18 protein-coding genes are annotated in these 17140 nt (G+C 62.9%); all 18 read left to right on the plus strand.

Annotated features, from left to right (window positions below):
* The first annotated feature begins 25 nt into the window (after window positions 1-25).
* The 18 genes from Q8K99_07975 to Q8K99_08060 all read left to right on the plus strand — a co-directional run bounded on the left by Q8K99_07975 (window position 26) and on the right by Q8K99_08060 (window position 17092).
* Entirely contained in the window at window positions 26-874 is an 849-nt protein-coding gene (locus Q8K99_07975) for a polyphenol oxidase family protein (GenBank protein MDP2182493.1), read from the plus strand.
* Window positions 874-1761 carry a phosphate ABC transporter substrate-binding protein gene (locus tag Q8K99_07980; protein MDP2182494.1) on the plus strand — a complete coding sequence of 296 codons (888 nt, stop codon included), beginning with the start codon at window positions 874-876 and terminating at the stop codon, window positions 1759-1761. The genes Q8K99_07975 and Q8K99_07980 overlap by 1 nt, the downstream gene beginning before the upstream one ends.
* Window positions 1762-2727: a phosphate ABC transporter permease subunit PstC gene (gene pstC, locus Q8K99_07985; GenBank protein MDP2182495.1), complete on the plus strand. Its 966-nt coding sequence runs from the start codon at window positions 1762-1764 to the stop codon at window positions 2725-2727.
* Window positions 2724-3551, plus strand: a complete 828-nt coding sequence (gene pstA / locus Q8K99_07990; protein ID MDP2182496.1) for a phosphate ABC transporter permease PstA — start codon at window positions 2724-2726, stop codon at window positions 3549-3551. Before pstC ends, pstA begins: the two co-directional genes overlap by 4 nt.
* A 5-nt stretch (window positions 3552-3556) precedes the next feature.
* Window positions 3557-4378, plus strand: a complete 822-nt coding sequence (gene pstB, locus Q8K99_07995; GenBank protein MDP2182497.1) for a phosphate ABC transporter ATP-binding protein PstB — start codon at window positions 3557-3559, stop codon at window positions 4376-4378.
* Between the two features lie 140 nt (window positions 4379-4518).
* The gene (gene phoU, locus Q8K99_08000; protein MDP2182498.1) at window positions 4519-5181 is read left to right on the plus strand and encodes a phosphate signaling complex protein PhoU; all 663 of its coding nucleotides are present in this window, start codon (window positions 4519-4521) and stop codon (window positions 5179-5181) included.
* 4 nt (window positions 5182-5185) lie between these two features.
* A complete protein-coding gene (locus tag Q8K99_08005) occupies window positions 5186-5863 on the plus strand; it encodes a YggS family pyridoxal phosphate-dependent enzyme (GenBank protein ID MDP2182499.1) in 678 nt (225 codons plus the stop codon).
* 22 nt (window positions 5864-5885) lie between these two features.
* Entirely contained in the window at window positions 5886-6452 is a 567-nt protein-coding gene (locus tag Q8K99_08010; GenBank protein MDP2182500.1) for a cell division protein SepF, read from the plus strand.
* Window positions 6453-6456: 4 nt separating this feature from the next.
* Complete coding sequence (gene proC / locus Q8K99_08015) at window positions 6457-7281, plus strand: pyrroline-5-carboxylate reductase (protein MDP2182501.1); 825 nt, start codon at window positions 6457-6459, stop codon at window positions 7279-7281.
* Window positions 7278-7553 (plus strand): YggT family protein, encoded by a 276-nt coding sequence (locus tag Q8K99_08020; protein MDP2182502.1) that lies wholly within the window; start codon window positions 7278-7280, stop codon window positions 7551-7553. The genes proC and Q8K99_08020 overlap by 4 nt, the downstream gene beginning before the upstream one ends.
* 27 nt (window positions 7554-7580) lie before the next feature.
* Complete coding sequence (locus tag Q8K99_08025; GenBank protein MDP2182503.1) at window positions 7581-8414, plus strand: DivIVA domain-containing protein; 834 nt, start codon at window positions 7581-7583, stop codon at window positions 8412-8414.
* An 8-nt stretch (window positions 8415-8422) separates the two neighbouring features.
* Window positions 8423-8707, plus strand: a complete 285-nt coding sequence (locus Q8K99_08030) for a DUF167 domain-containing protein (protein ID MDP2182504.1) — start codon at window positions 8423-8425, stop codon at window positions 8705-8707.
* Window positions 8708-9126: 419 nt separating this feature from the next.
* Entirely contained in the window at window positions 9127-11907 is a 2781-nt protein-coding gene (gene ileS / locus Q8K99_08035; protein MDP2182505.1) for an isoleucine--tRNA ligase, read from the plus strand.
* A gap of 140 nt (window positions 11908-12047) precedes the next feature.
* The gene (locus tag Q8K99_08040; protein MDP2182506.1) at window positions 12048-12413 is read left to right on the plus strand and encodes a TraR/DksA C4-type zinc finger protein; all 366 of its coding nucleotides are present in this window, start codon (window positions 12048-12050) and stop codon (window positions 12411-12413) included.
* Window positions 12386-12961, plus strand: coding sequence for a signal peptidase II (gene lspA / locus Q8K99_08045; GenBank protein ID MDP2182507.1), 576 nt, complete (start codon window positions 12386-12388; stop codon window positions 12959-12961). The genes Q8K99_08040 and lspA overlap by 28 nt, the downstream gene beginning before the upstream one ends.
* A 23-nt stretch (window positions 12962-12984) precedes the next feature.
* Complete coding sequence (locus Q8K99_08050; protein ID MDP2182508.1) at window positions 12985-13995, plus strand: RluA family pseudouridine synthase; 1011 nt, start codon at window positions 12985-12987, stop codon at window positions 13993-13995.
* A gap of 224 nt (window positions 13996-14219) precedes the next feature.
* On the plus strand, window positions 14220-14606 hold the full coding sequence (locus Q8K99_08055) for a response regulator (GenBank protein ID MDP2182509.1): 387 nt from the start codon (window positions 14220-14222) through the stop codon (window positions 14604-14606).
* The gene (locus Q8K99_08060; GenBank protein MDP2182510.1) at window positions 14603-17092 is read left to right on the plus strand and encodes a PAS domain S-box protein; all 2490 of its coding nucleotides are present in this window, start codon (window positions 14603-14605) and stop codon (window positions 17090-17092) included. Before Q8K99_08055 ends, Q8K99_08060 begins: the two co-directional genes overlap by 4 nt.
* The last annotated feature ends 48 nt before the right edge of the window (window positions 17093-17140 follow it).

The raw sequence follows: 17140 nt of genomic DNA on the forward strand, positions 1-17140 counted from the left end.
GAAGCCCGTCGTGAGGAGCGAGTCCGTGAGTGATAGCGGGACGTCGATCGCACTACCCGGTCCGCGGCTCGAGCGCTTCACAGATCGCGGAGTCTCCGTCTGGGTTGACCCGGGACTTGCCGAGGCCGGCATAGCCGTTGCCTTCACGGAGCGCGGAGGCGGCGCGAGCAGCGCACCGTATGACTCCCTGAATCTTGCGGCACACGTTGGCGACGACCTTGCGCGAGTCGACGAGAACCGTTCGCGAGTTCTGGCGCTCCTTGGCATGTCGGACTTGAGGGACAGACTCGTGAGCGCAGTGCAGGTGCATGGCGACCGCATCCGTCTGCTTGGCGGACACGACGCCGGTCGCGGAGCGTTCGCTTCTGGAGGGCGGAATCCAGTCCCGGGAACCGACGCTATGGTGACGCTCTCGGCCGGTATGCCGCTTGTGATGCTGTATGCGGATTGCGTGCCACTGGTCCTCGCGACACTGACTCCGGTGCGCTGTGTGGCTGTCGTGCATGCGGGGTGGAAGGGCGCACTTGCGCGCTTGCCGGAGAAGGCCGTGCGTGTCCTGTGCGATGCAGCTGGTTGTGAGGCCCGCTCGGCGCGTGCGTACGTGGGTCCTCGCATCGGACCTTGCTGCTATCGCGTGGACAAGAAACGGGCTTCGCTTTTCGCGGGCGAGTTTGATACCATCGCCCCGGTCGACGGTGGGCTCGATATTCGCGCGGCTGTTTGCGAAAGCCTTGCGGATGCCGGCATCGATGATCGAAACGTCGCCGTGCTTGACGCGTGCACGTTCGACGATTCCGGCAGCTACTTCTCCTTCCGGGCGAGCCCGGTAACCGGCAGGCACGCGGCACTCGTTGCGATAGCAAAGGGTATCTGATGGCGATTCGGCTCTTGTGGCCGTGCATCAAGCAGAGCTCGACCTGGCGACGCCTTGGCCGTTGTTGTGTGCGTGCATCTGTGGTCGCAGCGCTCTTCGGCATCGCTGTCCTGGGCGCCGGGTGCGCGTCAGGAGGTTCGCATGCCGAGGAGATCGTAGTCACCGGGTCGACAACCCTTCTGCCCATCGCCGAAATCGCTGGCGAGATGTTTCATGAGAGCAAGCCCGAGTACAAGGTTCTCGTTTCAGGGCTTGGCTCATCGGCAGGTATTGAAAGCGTCGCCAAGGGGAGGGTGGACATCGGTACATCCTCGCGCGACCTGAAGGACGACGAAGCGGGCCTTGGCCTATATGACACTCCCATCGCGATCGACGCGATCGCGGTCATTGTGAATCCAGACAACCCCGTAGGCTCTCTCACCAAGGCTCAGGTGCGAGCGATCTTCACCGGTGAGATCACGAACTGGAGTGAGATCGGTGGTGAGGACAGGGCAATCGGGCTAGTCAACCGCGATGAGGCGTCGGGAACGCGGGAAGCGTTCCTCAAGATCGTCATGGAGAAGCAGCCGTTCGATCGTCGGGCAGCCGTGCTGCCGGGAACGGGTCAGGTCCGCTCGGTGGTTGCCGAGGCGCCGTCGGCGATCGGCTACATCTCCCTCGGGTTCGTGAACGACGAGGTGAAGGTTATCGCGGTCGACGGCGTGGAGCCGTCGATTGACACGGTTGTCGACGGGACATACCCGATCCAGCGCACACTTCACTTCTTCACCGTCGGCGAGCCGACCGGACTGGCCAAGGAGTACGCGGACTTCGTGCTGTCGCCGCAGGTACAGGACACCATCGTCGAGGACGCCGGCTTCATTCCGATATCCAAGAAGGCGAAGTAGATGTCCGCATCCTCTGAGAGGAAGGGTCTGCGCGACAACGTGCGAACAGACGCGGATGCGGAACACGCGGGAATCTCATCGCTACAGCTTGTCTCGCGTGCGACCTACTTCAAGGAAGCCGCGCTCAAGAACATCTTCCTTCTTTGCGCGTTCGTCGCCGTGATGGGTGTTCTCCTTATCTTCCTATTCGTCGGCTGGAAAGGGTGGCCCATCTTCGCCTCCGTCGGTCCGGTCGCCTTCCTGTCTGGCGGTGAATGGAACCCGACGGCGGGAATCTTCGGCATCCTGCCGCTCGTGTACGGCTCCGTGGTCGTAATGGCCGGGGCGCTTCTGATCGGAACGCCTCTGGCCGTCGGGACGGCGATCTTCCTCTCAGAGGTCGCGTCCCCCAATGTGCGGGCAGTCGTTCGCCCGGCGGTGGAGCTTCTGGCGGGCATCCCATCGGTGATCTTCGGCTTCTTCGGACTCATCATTCTCAGACCGGTTGTCGCGAACCTGAGTGGCGGGCTTGGTTTCGGTGCGGTGACCGCCTGGTTCATTCTCGCGATCATGATCGTGCCGACGATCGCGACGCTCTCCGAGGACGCCCTACGCTCTGTGTCGCCCGGCATCCGCGAGGCGTCCTACGCGATGGGTGCGACCACCTGGCAGACCATCTACAAGGTGCTTGTGCCGGCGGCCAAGATCGGCATCATCGATGCGATCATCCTTGGCATGGGGCGCGCCATCGGAGAGACCATGGCCGTGCTCATGGTGGTCGGTAATGCTCCGGTCATCCCCGAGTCGATCTCCGCACCCGTGGCGACACTCACCACTCAGATAGTGATGGACATGCCCTACGCGGCCGGCGATCATCGCACTGCCCTGTTCGGGATGGCCATCATCCTGTTCGTGGTATCGATGGCGCTCGTGGCCCTCGTGCGTCTCATGTCGCGTCTGCAGTCATCGATCGAGGACAGTCGATGAACAAGAACCTCGCGAACAACATCGCGCTGGCTTCCCTCTGGGTCGCGGCCATCACGACGGTTGGAGTACTCTTCGCGGTCATCGTGTACGTGTTCGTCAACGGCATCGGGGTGATCAGCCCCGAGTTCATCTTCACTTGGCCGCATGGAGTCAACGCCGAAGGAGGCGTTTGGCCGACAATCGTCTCAACGTTGTACGTGACCGTGCTGGCCATGATGATCGTCACACCCATAGCCATCCTCGCGGCGGTCTACCTCGCCGAGTACGCAGTGCAGGGTCGCCTTGTGAACATGATCCGGTTCGCGGCCGACTCACTGGCGTCCGTGCCGTCCATCGTCATGGGCCTATTCGGTCTTGCGCTCTTTGTCGAAGCGATGAAGATCGGGTTCTCGATGATTTCGGCAGCGTTGGCGCTGTCGTTCCTCATGCTCCCGATCGTCATGCGTACGACCGAGGAGGCGATTCGCGCGGTTCCCCGATTCATCCGTTGGGGCTCGTACGGGCTGGGTGCCACGAAGTGGCAGACGGTCCGCCGCATCGTCTTGCCAGTGGCGACGCCGCGCATCATCACGGGTATCATCCTCGCGACGGGTCGGGCAGTCGGGGAGACCGCAGTGGTCATCTACACCATGGGCCAGGCGATCAACCTGCCTGTCACCCCTCTGGATTCCGGTCGGCCGATGACCGTCCACCTGTACCTGCTGGCCATGGACGGCATCAATCTCCCGGCGGCTTACGGCACCGCCCTGCTGCTGATGATCATGATTCTGTTCTTCAACCTGAGTGCCAGGTACATTCTGCGCCGGAACGAGCGGAGGACGTGACGCGCATGGCTGACAGCAGCAACACGCATGAGAGCCCCGACCGGTCACTGACGGGGCGTGACAAGATATCCGTGAGGGGCCTCAACTTCTTCTACGGCGACTTCAACGCGCTTACGGGGATCACGGTCGGCATAAGGGATTCTGCGGTCACAGCCTTCATCGGCCCATCTGGATGTGGGAAGTCGACATTCCTGCGCTGCATCAACCGCATGAACGACCTGATTCCAGGCACGCGCGTGGAAGGACTCGTAGCTCTCGATGGACAGGACATCTATGCCCCGGGTGTAGATTCCGTCGACCTCCGCCGTAGGGTCGGGATGATCTTCCAGCAGCCCAACCCGTTCCCGATGTCGATCTACGACAACGTCGCCTACGGTCCAAGGCTGCATGGCGTGCGCAAGAAGGCGGATCTCGACGAAGTCGTGCAGAGCTCGCTTGAGAAGGCCAACCTCTGGAAAGAGGTGAAGGACATTCTTCCTCGCGGCGGGCTGACCCTGTCCGGCGGGCAACAGCAGCGACTCTGTATCGCCCGCGTTCTCGCCGTTCAGCCGCAGGTCATGCTCATGGACGAGCCGTGCTCGGCGATCGACCCGACCTCCGTCCAGAAGGTCGAAGATCTCATGGCGCAACTCAAGAACGAAGTGACGATCATCATCGTCACCCACAACATGCAGCAGGCAGCGCGGGTGAGCGACTTCACGGCGTTCTTCCTCCAGGAACAGACCGGGGAGCCTGCCGTGCTTGTCGAGTACGACCGGACAGCCAACATCTTCACGAGTCCCAAGGACAAGAGGACAGAGGACTACATCACCGGCCGCTTCGGCTAGCCGGCGGTTGCGATGATGTAGAGTGTTGCCTCCGGGCGACACGTGCGTAACAAGACGGTGAAAACGCCGAGCTCCAGCTTTTCGGCGATATAATGCTCTCTATTCCGACCCGGCCCCTGTCCGAGGAGCTGAAAGGCACTATGCGCGAAGGTTTCAGGAAAGAACTCAAAGATCTCAAGCGGGAGGTCCTCGGCATCGGTCGTGATGTCACCGATATCACCCGCAAGGCTGTGACGTCGCTAGTGACCGGCGACATCGACCTGGCCGAGGAAGTGATTGCCAGCGATAGCGATATCGACAGACGTTGCCTGGGCATAGAGGAGCACTCACTTGAGGTCATTGCGACCCAGTTCCCGGTAGCCCGGGACTTGCGCCTGCTCTACTCGCTCACGTACATGGCGCTGCACCTTGAGCGCATGGCCGATCTCGCCGTCAATATCGCCAAGGCGGCGAAAAGGACCGCGGGGAAGAAGGGACCACAGACCCTGTACGATCTCATTCAGGCGCAGGGCAATCTTGTGTACCGCGTGCTCGATGCCACCAACGAGGCCTTTGAGAAGGCGGACCTCGAGCTTGCGCGCAAGCTGCAAGAACTCGATGAGCCGATCGACCATCTCTACAAGCAGTTCTTCCGGGAGCTTGCTCGCTTGCAGGACGAAGAGGACATCGAATGGGCATCGTCAATGGTGCTCGCGTCGCGCTACCTCGAGCGGATCGCCGACAACGCTGTCGATATCGGCGAGCGCATCGCATACATGGTGACCGGCGATTTTGATGCCCTGCATGACTGGAGCGAGGAATAGCCGCTTGAGCGCCGTTGCCCAGCGTTACCAGTCTGTATGCGGCCTGGTGGCTCACGCGGCGGACTGCGCCGGCCGCTCGCCGGACGACGTCACTGTCGTTGCCGTCACCAAGACCGTCGGTGTGGCCGAGGTGCGCAATGCCATCGCTGCGGGGATCTGCGACTTCGGGGAGAACCGTGTCCAGGAGTTCCTTGGCAAGTACGGACTGTTCCCTGATGTCAGGTGGCACTTCATCGGGACACTGCAGACCAACAAGGTCAAGGACGTTGTCGGCCGGGCCTGCCTGATCCACTCGGTCGACTCGCTCAGGCTCCTCGACACGATCGATCGCAAGGCGGCCGAGGCGGGCGTGGTCCAGCCGGTACTGCTCGAGGTGAACGTGTCTGGCGAGGAGAGCAAGCACGGCCTCGTGCCGGGGGAACTCGAGGAGATCCTCGAAGAGTCAGCTCTTCGCGAGAATGTGGTGGTCCGCGGACTCATGACCATGGCTCCGTTCGCTCGTGCCGAGGACGTGAGATGGGTGTTTCGCGAACTCCGCGGACTGCGCGATTCCCTGAGCGCGACGAGTCCGAATGGGGTAGAGTTAGTGGAGCTTTCGATGGGTATGACGAACGACTTCGCTGTCGCGGTCGAAGAGGGTGCGACCATCGTGCGTGTCGGAAGAGCGATCTTCGGCAGGTAGCCTGGTAGCTGGGAGATGCGACGTGGGTTTGTGGCACAACATCAAGGTACGCCTCGGACTCGAGGACGACTGGGACGACGAGTACTACGAAGACGACGAGTTCGCCGATGGAAACGCCGCCGATGACTCCGAAAGTGCGGACGGGTTCTATGGACGTTCTGTCAGCGAAGCCCCGCAGGGTACCGGATTCGGCACCAGGCGGGCCAATCGCGAACCCGACATCGAGCGGGCCTGGAGTGAGGCGCGTTCACGCGATCGTGAGCGTCTTCGCAGCGTGCCATCCGGCTCAGGAGTCGCCCAGATGACTCCGCAGGTCAAGATGCACATCATCGAACCCAGAAGCTTCACCGAGGCCCAGAACATCGCAGACAAGTTCAAGCAGGGGACCCCTGTCATCGTGAACATGACGATGACGAGTCCCGATCTCGCCAAGCGATTCATCGACTTCTCGTCCGGGCTGACGTACGGTCTCGACGGCGGTATCCAGAAGGTCTCGGACAAGGTGTTCATGCTCACGCCGACAAACGTGGACGTGTCCGCGGGTGATATGCGACGCCTGCGCGACAAGGGCCTCTTCCCCTTGGAGTAGACCCATGACCACAGGGCACTTCAAGCTATCGGGCACGCTCGCAGTGATCGGCGGGGGGCGGATGGGCGAGGCGATCGTCGCCGGTTTGCTGGCTGCGAACGTGGTGACACCGGAGGCGGTCGTGGTTGCGGAACCGGTTGCCGGGCGCCGCGAGGATCTTGCCGCGTCTTACGCCGTGCGGTGCGTAGCTGACGCCGTGGATGCGGCGGGCGCGGGCGACGTGGTCCTTCTCGCCGTGAAGCCGCAGATCATGGACACCGTGCTTGAGACCATTGCCCCCGCGATCGGGGGCGCACTGGTGGTCTCTATCGCGGCAGGTATCTCGTGCGCCCGCCTGGAATCCGCGCTCGGGAGCGGTGTAGCCGTCGTTCGGGTGATGCCGAACACCCCAGTAATGGTCGGTCAGGGGATGGCCGTGATATCCGGCGGTTCGGAGGCCACTGCGGAGCAGGTCGATCTGGTGCGGGAGCTGTTCTCCTTCCTTGGCAAGGCTGTCGTGCTCGAAGAGCGGTATCAGGATGTGGCGACGGCAATCTCGGGATCGGGTCCCGCATACGTGGCTATCTTCGTGGATGCTTTGGCGCGCGCCGGCGTGAGGCAGGGTCTCTCGCGCGATGTCGCGCAGATCTTGGCCGTGCAGACCGTTCGAGGCACGGCGGACCTCATCGAACAGACCGGCGTGCACCCCGAGGAACTGGTCGACGGCGTGTCGAGTCCCGGAGGCACCACGATCGCGGCCATAGAGGCACTCGAAGCATCCGGTTTCCGCGCGTCGCTCGGAGCCGCCGTCAACGCTGCTGTGAAGCGGGCGAAGGAGTTAGGCTCGTGAACGTGGCTTTCGACGTTGTGGACCGTCTGGTGAGCTTCTACGGCCTTCTGATCGTGGCCTACATAATCCTGTCATGGTTCCCCGTGCGTGAGGGGTTCATCTACGAGGTCTATCGCGTGCTCGGGACCGTCTGCGAGCCGTATATCGGCCTGTTCCGTCGCATCGTTCCCACGGCATCGGTGGGCGGCGCGGGGATGGATTTCTCCCCTCTGGTAGCATATCTGGTGCTTCAGTACGTCGTTCGTGGCATGCTACTGCCTCTGCTCCGCTAGTCACACTCGTTGGAAGGACCGGTTCGGATGAAGCTCACTCCGTTGGACATCCACCACAAGGAGTTCCGCCACTCGCTGCGCGGGTACGATGTCGTTGAGGTCGATCGCTTCCTTGACGACGTAGCCGATGAGTTCGAACGGCTCTTCAAGGAGAACATCGATCTCTCGGAGCGCCTCGATGCATCCTCGGACAAGATCCGCTCGTACCAGCAAATGGAACAGACCGTCCACAACACGATGCTCGCCGCGCAGCGCTCCGCCGAGGACATAGTCGCGAAGGCCCGGGACGAGGCGGCGACCCTGCTGCGAGACGCCGAGGTCAAGGCCAAGGAGATCATCCACAACGCCCTCACGCAGAAGCAGAAGGTTGCGGCTGAACTCGTCCGCATCAAGCAGGCCGAGGAGGAGTTCCGTGCCGGCTTCAAAGGCATGCTCGAGCGTCACGTGCGGGGGCTCTCGGAGATATCGCTGCCCGACGACGTGAACGTGCTGATGGGAGAGACAGACGACGGTGTCATGGGAGCCGTCGAGGTCGCCACGCAGGAGGCCGTCGAGGCAGCGCGCACCGCGCCCTCCGAGGTCGCTCCTATCGCGGCACCTGCAGCCGCACCCGCTGCCGAGCTGTTCGTGGAGCCGGCGGTGCCGACTTCCGAACCCGAGATCGAGTACATAACGCCTGAGTCGCTCGCGGAGGAGCCTCCCGCATCCGGATTCGTGGAGAGCGTCACCCTCGGCGAGGTAGAGGCACCAGACCTCATGGCCGAAGAACCCGAGTTCGACGAACCGCAGGAGTTCTCCATGCCATCGTTTGACTCGATGGGTGAGCGCGAGGACGACATCGATATCGAGGAGATCGACTAGGCACGCATGTGAAGCCCGTACGCATCTCCGTACATGTCACCCCCAAGTCGGGTCGCGATGAGATCGCGGGCTGGCGAGGGGGTGAACTGTCTGTGCGGGTCACAGTGGCTCCGGAAGGCGGGAAGGCCAACGCCGCGACATGCCGCGTCGTGGCCGGGGCGCTCGGCGTTCCGAAGGGCACCGTGACCGTCGTTCGTGGGGAGAGTTCCCGGCACAAACAGGTCGAGATCACCGGACTGGCCGAGGACGACCTTCGCAGAGCGTTCGGGCAGCGCCCGGAAGGTCTGTTCTGACGCGATCGACCGTGGGGCTTCGTTGACCGCCCTTTGCGACCTGGAGTAACATCGCGCGTATCGCGGCTTCGGGTCGCGGTGTGCGAAAGTACGATAGGCGACGACGGGGACGAGTAGGGAAGCCCCGGACCTCGATGCAGCGAGCGGGGACAGTGCAAGCCCGCGTGGTCCGTTTCCCGAAGATCACCCCATCAGCCTCGGACCGAACCGCCAGGCGCCGGAAGCGCGGCTCCTTGGCCAGTAGGCTCCGACGGGCGCTCCCGTTACAGGGCGACCGAGTGGCGTGCGGGGAGACTCCGCGCAAGCTGGGTGGTACCGCGGAGTGCAGGCGCGCTTCGTCCCGGCAGAGGTGACGAGCGCGTCTTTTCGTGCCCGGGCGCGGGCGCGGCGGGCGATCCATGCGTGGCGAAGGGGAGCAGATGGGCGAGAAGCCGGACTACAAGAGCACGATGAACCTGCCGCAAACGGAGTTCCCGATGCGCGCGAATCTGAGCGCGCGCGAGCCGGAGCGGCTTGTCTTCTGGGACGAGAACCGGATCTACGAGAAGGCGCTGGCGGCCAACGAGGGTGGCGAGACCTTCATCCTGCACGACGGGCCTCCGTACGCGAACGGGCACATCCACATGGGTACCGCGTTCAACAAGGTCTTCAAGGACCTTGTGGTCAAGTACAAGACGATGCGCGGGTACTGGTCCCCCTACGTTCCGGGATGGGACTGTCACGGTCAGCCCATCGAACACCAGGTCGAGAAGAACCTCGGCCCGGAGAAGATGCAGAAGATATCGCGGGCGAAGCTGCGCGAGCTGTGCCGCGACTACGCGATGAAGTTCGTTGGCGTGCAGGCCGAGGAGTTCAGGCGCCTCGGCGTGATGGGCGATTTCGAAGACCCCTACCTGACGCTCAACCACGCCTACGAAGCCGGCAACGTGAGGATCTTCAAGGAGATGTACCGGCGCGGCATGATCTACAAAGGCAGCAAGCCGATCCACTGGTGCATTCGCTGCAAGACCGCCTTGGCTGAAGCTGAGATCGAGTACTCCGACGAAACCTCAGATTCCATATATGTTAAGTTCTACTTGAGGTCGAGGCCTGAGTTGTTCTCCCATGTAGACGGTCGATTCTCGGTGCTCATCTGGACGACGACGCCGTGGACTCTGCCTGCGAACGTCGCCGTGACCCTTGCGGCTGGAGCCGACTACGTGGGCGTCCAGGTGGGCGACGAGATCATGTTCGTGGCCGAGGAACTCGTGGAAGACGTGGGCCGGGTGATCGGGTGGGACTACTCGGTGGCAACCGGGTCGGACGGCTCGCCGATTCGCATCAAGGGTAGCGATCTCGAGGGCGCTACGTACGACCAGCCGATACATGACGGTGTGGAGGGCACGATCATCACGGGCGACCACGTCGAACTCACCACCGGAACGGGCGCGGTTCATACCGCCCCCGGTCACGGTGAAGAAGACTATCTGGTAGGCAAGCAGTTCGGCCTGCCGGCACCCATGCCGGTGGACGATGACGGCGTGTTCGATGCAGGCGGTGGTCCGTTCGCCGGACTGAACGTGAACGACGCGAATCCTGTGATCGTAGAGTGGTTGCGTGAGCGCGGGTCGCTCGCTCACTCCGGGAAGACCTCCCACTCGTATCCTCACTGCTGGCGCTGCAAGCAGCCGGTCATTTTCCGTGCGACCGAGCAGTGGTTCGTCTCTATGGACAAGACGCACTTGCGCGAGAAAGCACTCGCCGCGACCGAGAAGGTCGAATGGATCCCAAGCTGGTCGATAAACCGCATCTCGAGCATGGTCGCCGACCGGCCGGACTGGTGCATCAGCAGACAGCGCGCGTGGGGGGTGCCCATCCCCGTCTTCTCCTGCGTCAAGTGCGGCGAGACAGTGGCGACCGATGAGACCTTCGACGCGGTCATCTCGCAGTGGGAGAAGGAGGGTGCGGACTCCTGGTTCATCCGCGAACCTGCAGACTACCTGCCCGAGGGCACTGCATGCCCGCGTTGTGGCGGCACCGAGCTCGTCCCCGAGGACGACATCCTCGACGTGTGGTGGGAATCGGGCGTGAGCCACACCAGCGTGCTCGAACCGCGCCCCGAGTTGCACCGGCCCGCCGAACTCTACCTCGAGGGATCGGACCAGCACCGCGGCTGGTTCCAGTCGGCGCTGCTCACGAGCGTGGGCGCATACGACGAGCCCCCGTTCGAGCGCGTGCTCACCCACGGCTTCATCGTCGATGGCGACGGTCGCAAGATGTCGAAATCCCTCGGCAACGTGGTGTCGCCGCTCGACGTGGTTGCGAAGTCTGGTGCCGACATCATCCGCCTCTGGGCGGCCTCCGCCGACTACAGCCAGGACGTGTCGGTCTCCGACGAGATCCTCGACCGCACTAGCGAAGCGTATCGTCGGATCCGCAACACCTTCCGCTTCCTGCTCTCGAACCTGGCGGACTACGAGCCCTCGATGGCCGTCGCATGGGCCGACATGCCCGAGATCGACCGGTATGCGCTCGTTCGCCTCTCGGACGTGGTCGATCGCGTCACGCACGCCTACGACGCCTGGAAGTTCCACATGGTCTACCACACCGTCTACGGCTACTGCGTCACGGACCTCTCCTCGTTCTACCTGGATGTCTTGAAGGACCGGCTGTACTCGGACGCCACCGATTCGCTGTCGCGCCGCAGTGCCCAGACGGTTCTCGCGGCCGTGCTGACGTCGCTCGTGCGCCTCGTGGCCCCGATCCTCTCGTTCACTGCCGAGGAGGTGTGGCAGTTTGCCCCGGAGCCACTCCGCCGCGGTTTCGAGAGCGTTTTGCTGGCCGGATGGCCCTGTGTTGATGTCCCAGCCGACGAAGCGGCGTCTCTGCGCGATGCCTACGGGGCAGTGCTTGAGGCTCGAGATGTCGTGACCAAAGCGCTCGAAGACGCCCGAAATGACAAGGTAGTCGGCAAGAGCCAGGAGGCCTCGATCGTCCTCGGCGTTCCTGCCGATGGGCTCGTGGTTCTGGAGGCTCGAGGTCTCGATGCGCTAGCCGAGATGTTCATCGTCTCGACGGTGATCCTGGAACCCGCCGAGGAGATATCTGTGAGCGTGACGCAGGCCACCGGAGCCAAGTGTCCCCGGTGCTGGAACATTCGCGAACTCGGCGAGAACGGTCTCTGTTCGCGTTGCGAGGAGGTCGTGGCCGGCATCCGGTAGCCAGGGCCGTGCTCCGACGACCGACGCCACCACCTGCGAGTTGGTTCCTCGGCAGTTCATGAGTGGTATAATCCTGAGAGAACCATGTAAGCGCCCGGGACCTCCGGGCGCTTTCCGATAACGCGCAACGGGACGGATTCATGAACAAAGCGACCAAACAGGAACTGCGCGCCCACCTTGAGGCTGAGTTGTCGCGCCTGCGGGCCGAGGTCGAGGAGATCCAGCGCGAGGGTCACGAGGCGCTTTCGGAGGCCAGCGGGGAAAACAACTACCGCGATCATATGGCCGATCAGGGTACCGCGACGTTCGCGAGAGAGCTCGACATGACTCTCGACGACAACGTGCGCGATGCTCTTACAGCTGTCGTCGCAGCTCTCGCGCGCATCGATGATGGGCTATACGGGACGTGCGAGAGATGCGGCGAGCACATCAACGACGAGCGTCTGAAGGCCATGCCTACGGCGACACTGTGCATCACGTGCAAGTCGGCAGAAGAATCGCGGTAGAGGCGCGGCGTCCCGCGCTTGTGGCATCGATCACACTCGCGGTCGTTCTCGTGTTCGACCAGTTCACGAAGGCTGTCATTCGTGCCGCGCTGCACCCCGGCGAGTCGATCACTCTCGTGACGGACATCTTCTACATCTCGCATGTCCGAAACACCGGTGCCGCTTTCGGGCTTCTTCCCGGTGCTCGCCCCGTCTTCGTCGCGACCTCACTCGTCGTCGTGCTTGCGATTCTCGCGTACTGGATCCAGTGGAAGCCAAGGACACGCTGGCTGCTCGTGGCGACCGCGCTCGTGGCGGGAGGGGCGATCGGCAACCTCATCGACCGCGTCATGGCCGGCCGCGTCACCGATTTCCTCGAAGTCCGGGGCTTTCCGGTATTCAATGTCGCCGACTCCTCGATACTGGTGGGCGTCGGGCTTCTTATCGTCTGGATCCTCTTTGGCCCGGAACCTCACCCGGAGTCCGAGAACGAAGACGAAGTCTCCGATTCGACAACTGATGCTGTGTCCACCCTGCTACCGGACGAGCCGCGTTGTGATGGACCGTGACCCCGCAGCATTTCGAACATACCGTGCGTTCCCAGGAGGCCGGCGAGAGGGTCGACAAGCTCCTGGGCACGCTTGAGCCCATCGCATCGCGGTCTGTCGGTGCGAGACTGGCCGAGGAAGGGTTCGTGCGGGTCAACGGCGTGGTCGTTTCGAAGCGCCACGTGGTGCGCGCGGGCGACCGGATCGAGGGTGAGATTCCGCCGGCCGATCGTGGAGCGCTTGTGCCGGAGTCGATTCCACTCGACATCCGGTTCGAGGACGAGCACATGATCGTGCTGTCGAAGCAGGCCGGACTCGTAGTGCATCCCGCGCAAGGCAACTGGACGGGCACTCTCGTGCACGCGTTGCTTGCCCACGCCGATGATCTGGGCACGCTGCAGGGCGAGGACCGCCCGGGTATCGTGCATCGTCTGGACAAGGACACGACCGGGCTCATGATGGTGGCGAAGACCGACCATGCGCAGGCAGCGCTCGGTGAGGCTATCAAGATCCGGGCGATCGATCGCCGCTACATCGCACTCGTACACGGATACATCACCCCCGACAGCGGGATCATCGACGCCCCACTCGGCCGCAACCAGCGCGATCGCATGCGCATGGCTGTCTCCGATTCGACAGGCGCGAAGCAAGCGGTAACGACATTTCGCGTCCTTGAGAGGTTCGCAGCGGGGACGCACGATGACGGGTACACGCTTGTGGAGTGCAAGCTCTACACAGGCCGAACACACCAGATTCGCGTGCACATGGCCTATATCGATCACGCGGTCGTCGGCGATCAGGTTTACGGCGCTGCGCGCCAGAAGACGGATCAGGGGCTTTCCCGGCAGTTCCTGCATGCCTACAAGCTCGAGCTGGAACACCCGATCACCGGCGAGCATCTGGCGTTCGTCGACCCGCTTCCGGAGGATCTGGAGGAGGTGCTGCAGCGTTTGGCTCCAGAATCGATGAGCGTCACCGAGGCCGGCGAGGAGGTTCTCGGTCTGGTTCGGGGGGAAGCATCCGGTTCTCCGGACATCGCCCCGGGGTATGAGTGAGGCACAGGTCTCGGATTGGCGATCTCGCTCAAGCTCGCGCGGCTCCTCCATGGGGACATATACATAGAAAGCGAGTTGGACAAGGGTTCTGTTTTCACCCTGGAGGTGCCCCTCACGTGGCCGTCCGGTGAAGAGATTCCCGGCGCGGCCGGGCACACTGCGGCCGGATCAGGGTCGGATGTTTGCGAAATATCGGACTTGCGTGAAACAGAGGAGGGATCCGGATGAGCGCCCGGATTCTCATTGCAGAGGACGATCCACAGAACATGTACCTGGCGAAGTTCCTGCTCCAGAAGGCGGGCTATGACGTGCTCTCCGCCCGCGACGGTCAGGAGGCCGTCGACACGGCTCTCGCGAGTCGTCCGGACCTCATCCTGATGGATATGCTGCTTCCGAGGATGGACGGGTTCGAGGCGACGCGTCGCATCAAGGCCTCGGACGACTTCGAAGTGACGGTTGTGGCGCTCACTGCCTACTCGATGAAGGGCGACAAGGAGGCGATTCTCCGCGCCGGATGTGATGGCTATATCTCGAAGCCGATCGATCCGGAGCTCTTCGTGGGCCAGGTCGAGCACTACCTGATTCCGGACAGCTCGGAGGAGACTCAGTGAGAGTGCTTGTCGTTGACGATGACGAGGCCGGGCGCTATCTCGTTGCGTCGATTCTCAAGTCCGCGGGACACGAGGTCATCGAAGCCGGTGACGGACTCGAGGCGCTTGAGAAGGGTCGCGAGGAGATGCCGGACGTCGTGATTTCGGACATCCTCATGCCGCGCATGGACGGATACCAGCTTGCCCGCGAATGGAAGTCCGACGAGGCGCTTGCCAGGATACCCCTCGTCTTCCTGACTGCGTCATACACGGATCCCGCCGATGAGAAGTTCGCCGCCGGGCTGGGTGCCGACGGCTTCCTCAGCAAGCCGGTCGAGCCGGAGACTCTCCTTGAGACCATTGACGCGCTCATGTCCACATCGGAGGAAGTGCGCGCTCCGGCGATGCGCGAGGAAGCCGAAGTGCTTCGCGAGTACAGCGAGAGACTCGTGCACAAGCTCGAGGAGAAGCTCATTGATCTCGAGCGGACGAACGCGATACTGCAGAGCACGATGCAGACACTGAGCGAGGAAGTTGACGCCAAGGCGCGCGTGATCCACGAGCTGGACGAGGAGGTGGCGCAGCGGCGCCAACGTGAGAAAGAACTGCGGGCCGAGCGCGACTTCAGTCGGCGCATCATCGAGGCGGCGGACGTGTTCGTGGGTGTCGCGGACGCCGAGGGAAGGCTGACGCTGTTCAACCCCGGGGCCGAGCGCATCACGGGGTACACCGCGGAAGAGGTTCTCGGCGCGCGCGCGTCCGAGGCCCTCTATCCTTCCGATGAGCCCACGCCGGAGCTTGATATCTTCTCCTCGGTCGACAACGCAGGGCCCGCTCTGCGCGGAGTCTCGCCCGTGATCACCAAGTCAGGCGATGAGCTCATTCTCGAATGGTCCGTCGTCCGACTGCCGGGTGAAGGCGGGGGTCTCGCGGGCACGCTTGCGATCGGGATCGATGTCACCGAGGTCACGATCTCGGCTGCTGTCGAGCGGGCGTTGGGACATGTGGACCTGGCGATTCTTCTCGGCGCGACTGAGGAGCAGGTGCTACAGGTGGCATGTTCGGACGCTGCGCACGAACTTGGCTCGACCGCAGCGTGGATCGCGTACTCGGGACCCGGTGGCGAGCCTGAGATCAAGGCGTGTGCCGGGTGTACCAGAGAGGCGATCGAAGGGCTCCTCGATTCGGGACGTGCTGACGGGGATGGCCTTACACGCGCTGCTCTGCGCGAACGTGGTGCGGTGGCCATCGCCGGGCTTGAGAAGGATCTGTCAGCATCATGGAAGGAGCGTGCGGCTGCACTTGGGATTCGGTCCGGCTGCGCATTCCCGCTACGCCGAACCGACCGCGTCTTCGGTGCCCTTGCGCTGACCTCCGCCAACCCGCACGCGTTTGACGGGGTGCGGTTCGAGGCGGCGGCCCGCTACGCAGACCGTGTCGCCATGGCGCTTATGGCTGTCGAGGCTCGCGAGGAGGCGGTCCTGCTATCGGCTGCGGTCGAATCGGCCGCAAGCGCCATCGTTGTCTGCAACGCCGCGGGGACGGTCAGCTGGGTGAACCCTGCATTCACCGTGCTCACCGGCTACGAACTGGATGATGTGGCTGGTTCGAGCATCTTCGGCCCCGACGATGGGGCCTATCGTGAACCTGACTATGAATCCGCATGGCAACGCGTCTTGAATGGCTCTGTGTGGCGTGCGGAGAACTCCAATACTCGCAAGGACGGGACTCCATATGCCGAGGACGTGACGATCGCCCCGGTGAGTTCTCCCACGGGTGGAGTCCACCACGTCGTGATCGTGAAACAGGACGTCAGCGAGAGACAGCGCCTCGACCAGATGAAGACGGATTTCATATCAATGGTCTCGCACGAGTTGCGCACCCCGCTTACGAGCATCATCGGGTTCTCTGACTTGCTTGCGGCCATGGATCCGACTGAGAGACCGGAACAGGTTCACTCCTCTGTCGAGAAGATACGCACCAATGGGAGACGGATGCTTGAACTCGTTGAGACGCTTCTGGAAGCAACCGAGGTCGAATCGGAGGGCATGGCTCTCGTGAAGCAGCCGACCGACCTCGGGGCACTCGTCAGCGAGCGCGTCACGGGTCTGCCTCCGGTCGGCTTCAGCGTTCGACTCGATGTTCAGGACGGGATGCCGGAGGTCATGTGCGACCCGGCCCGTGTCAGCAACGCTCTGGACCGGCTTCTTGACAACGCGGTCAAGTACTCTCCCCGAGGCGGAGACATCGTAGTATCAGTGGAGGCCGTTGGCGAAGCAGCCAGAATCTCGGTGCAGGACCATGGAATTGGCATGTCCGAGGAGGAGGCAGCAGGTCTGTTCGAGCTGTTCGCGCAGGGAGACATGTCGAGCACGAGGAGTTTCGGCGGGATGGGTCTTGGGCTGTTCGTCGCGTACCGCGGTGTTGCAGCGCATGGGGGTACCATCCTTGTTCAGAGCGTACCGGGTGAAGGCAGCACCTTCACGATCGAGATCCCGATGAGCTGATCTATCGGCGCGGCATGGCCCCTTGGCAGGACCCCGTTGTGCTGCTAA

This window comes from Actinomycetota bacterium (assembly GCA_030682655.1).
In the GTDB taxonomy this organism is placed as follows: Bacteria; Actinomycetota; Coriobacteriia; order Anaerosomatales; family JAUXNU01; genus JAUXNU01.

What these genes read in the sequence shown, in the direction of transcription:
- ileS (MDP2182505.1), top strand. Translation starts at nt 9,127, where the DNA reads ATGGGCGAGAAGCCGGACTACAAGAGCACGATGAACCTGCCGCAAACG.
- proC (MDP2182501.1), top strand. Translation starts at nt 6,457, where the DNA reads ATGACCACAGGGCACTTCAAGCTATCGGGCACGCTCGCAGTGATCGGC.
- Q8K99_08040 (MDP2182506.1), top strand. Translation starts at nt 12,048, where the DNA reads ATGAACAAAGCGACCAAACAGGAACTGCGCGCCCACCTTGAGGCTGAG.
- pstB (MDP2182497.1), top strand. Translation starts at nt 3,557, where the DNA reads ATGGCTGACAGCAGCAACACGCATGAGAGCCCCGACCGGTCACTGACG.
- Q8K99_08025 (MDP2182503.1), top strand. Translation starts at nt 7,581, where the DNA reads ATGAAGCTCACTCCGTTGGACATCCACCACAAGGAGTTCCGCCACTCG.
- phoU (MDP2182498.1), top strand. Translation starts at nt 4,519, where the DNA reads ATGCGCGAAGGTTTCAGGAAAGAACTCAAAGATCTCAAGCGGGAGGTC.
- pstC (MDP2182495.1), top strand. Translation starts at nt 1,762, where the DNA reads ATGTCCGCATCCTCTGAGAGGAAGGGTCTGCGCGACAACGTGCGAACA.
- Q8K99_08055 (MDP2182509.1), top strand. Translation starts at nt 14,220, where the DNA reads ATGAGCGCCCGGATTCTCATTGCAGAGGACGATCCACAGAACATGTAC.
- pstA (MDP2182496.1), top strand. Translation starts at nt 2,724, where the DNA reads ATGAACAAGAACCTCGCGAACAACATCGCGCTGGCTTCCCTCTGGGTC.
- Q8K99_07980 (MDP2182494.1), top strand. Translation starts at nt 874, where the DNA reads ATGGCGATTCGGCTCTTGTGGCCGTGCATCAAGCAGAGCTCGACCTGG.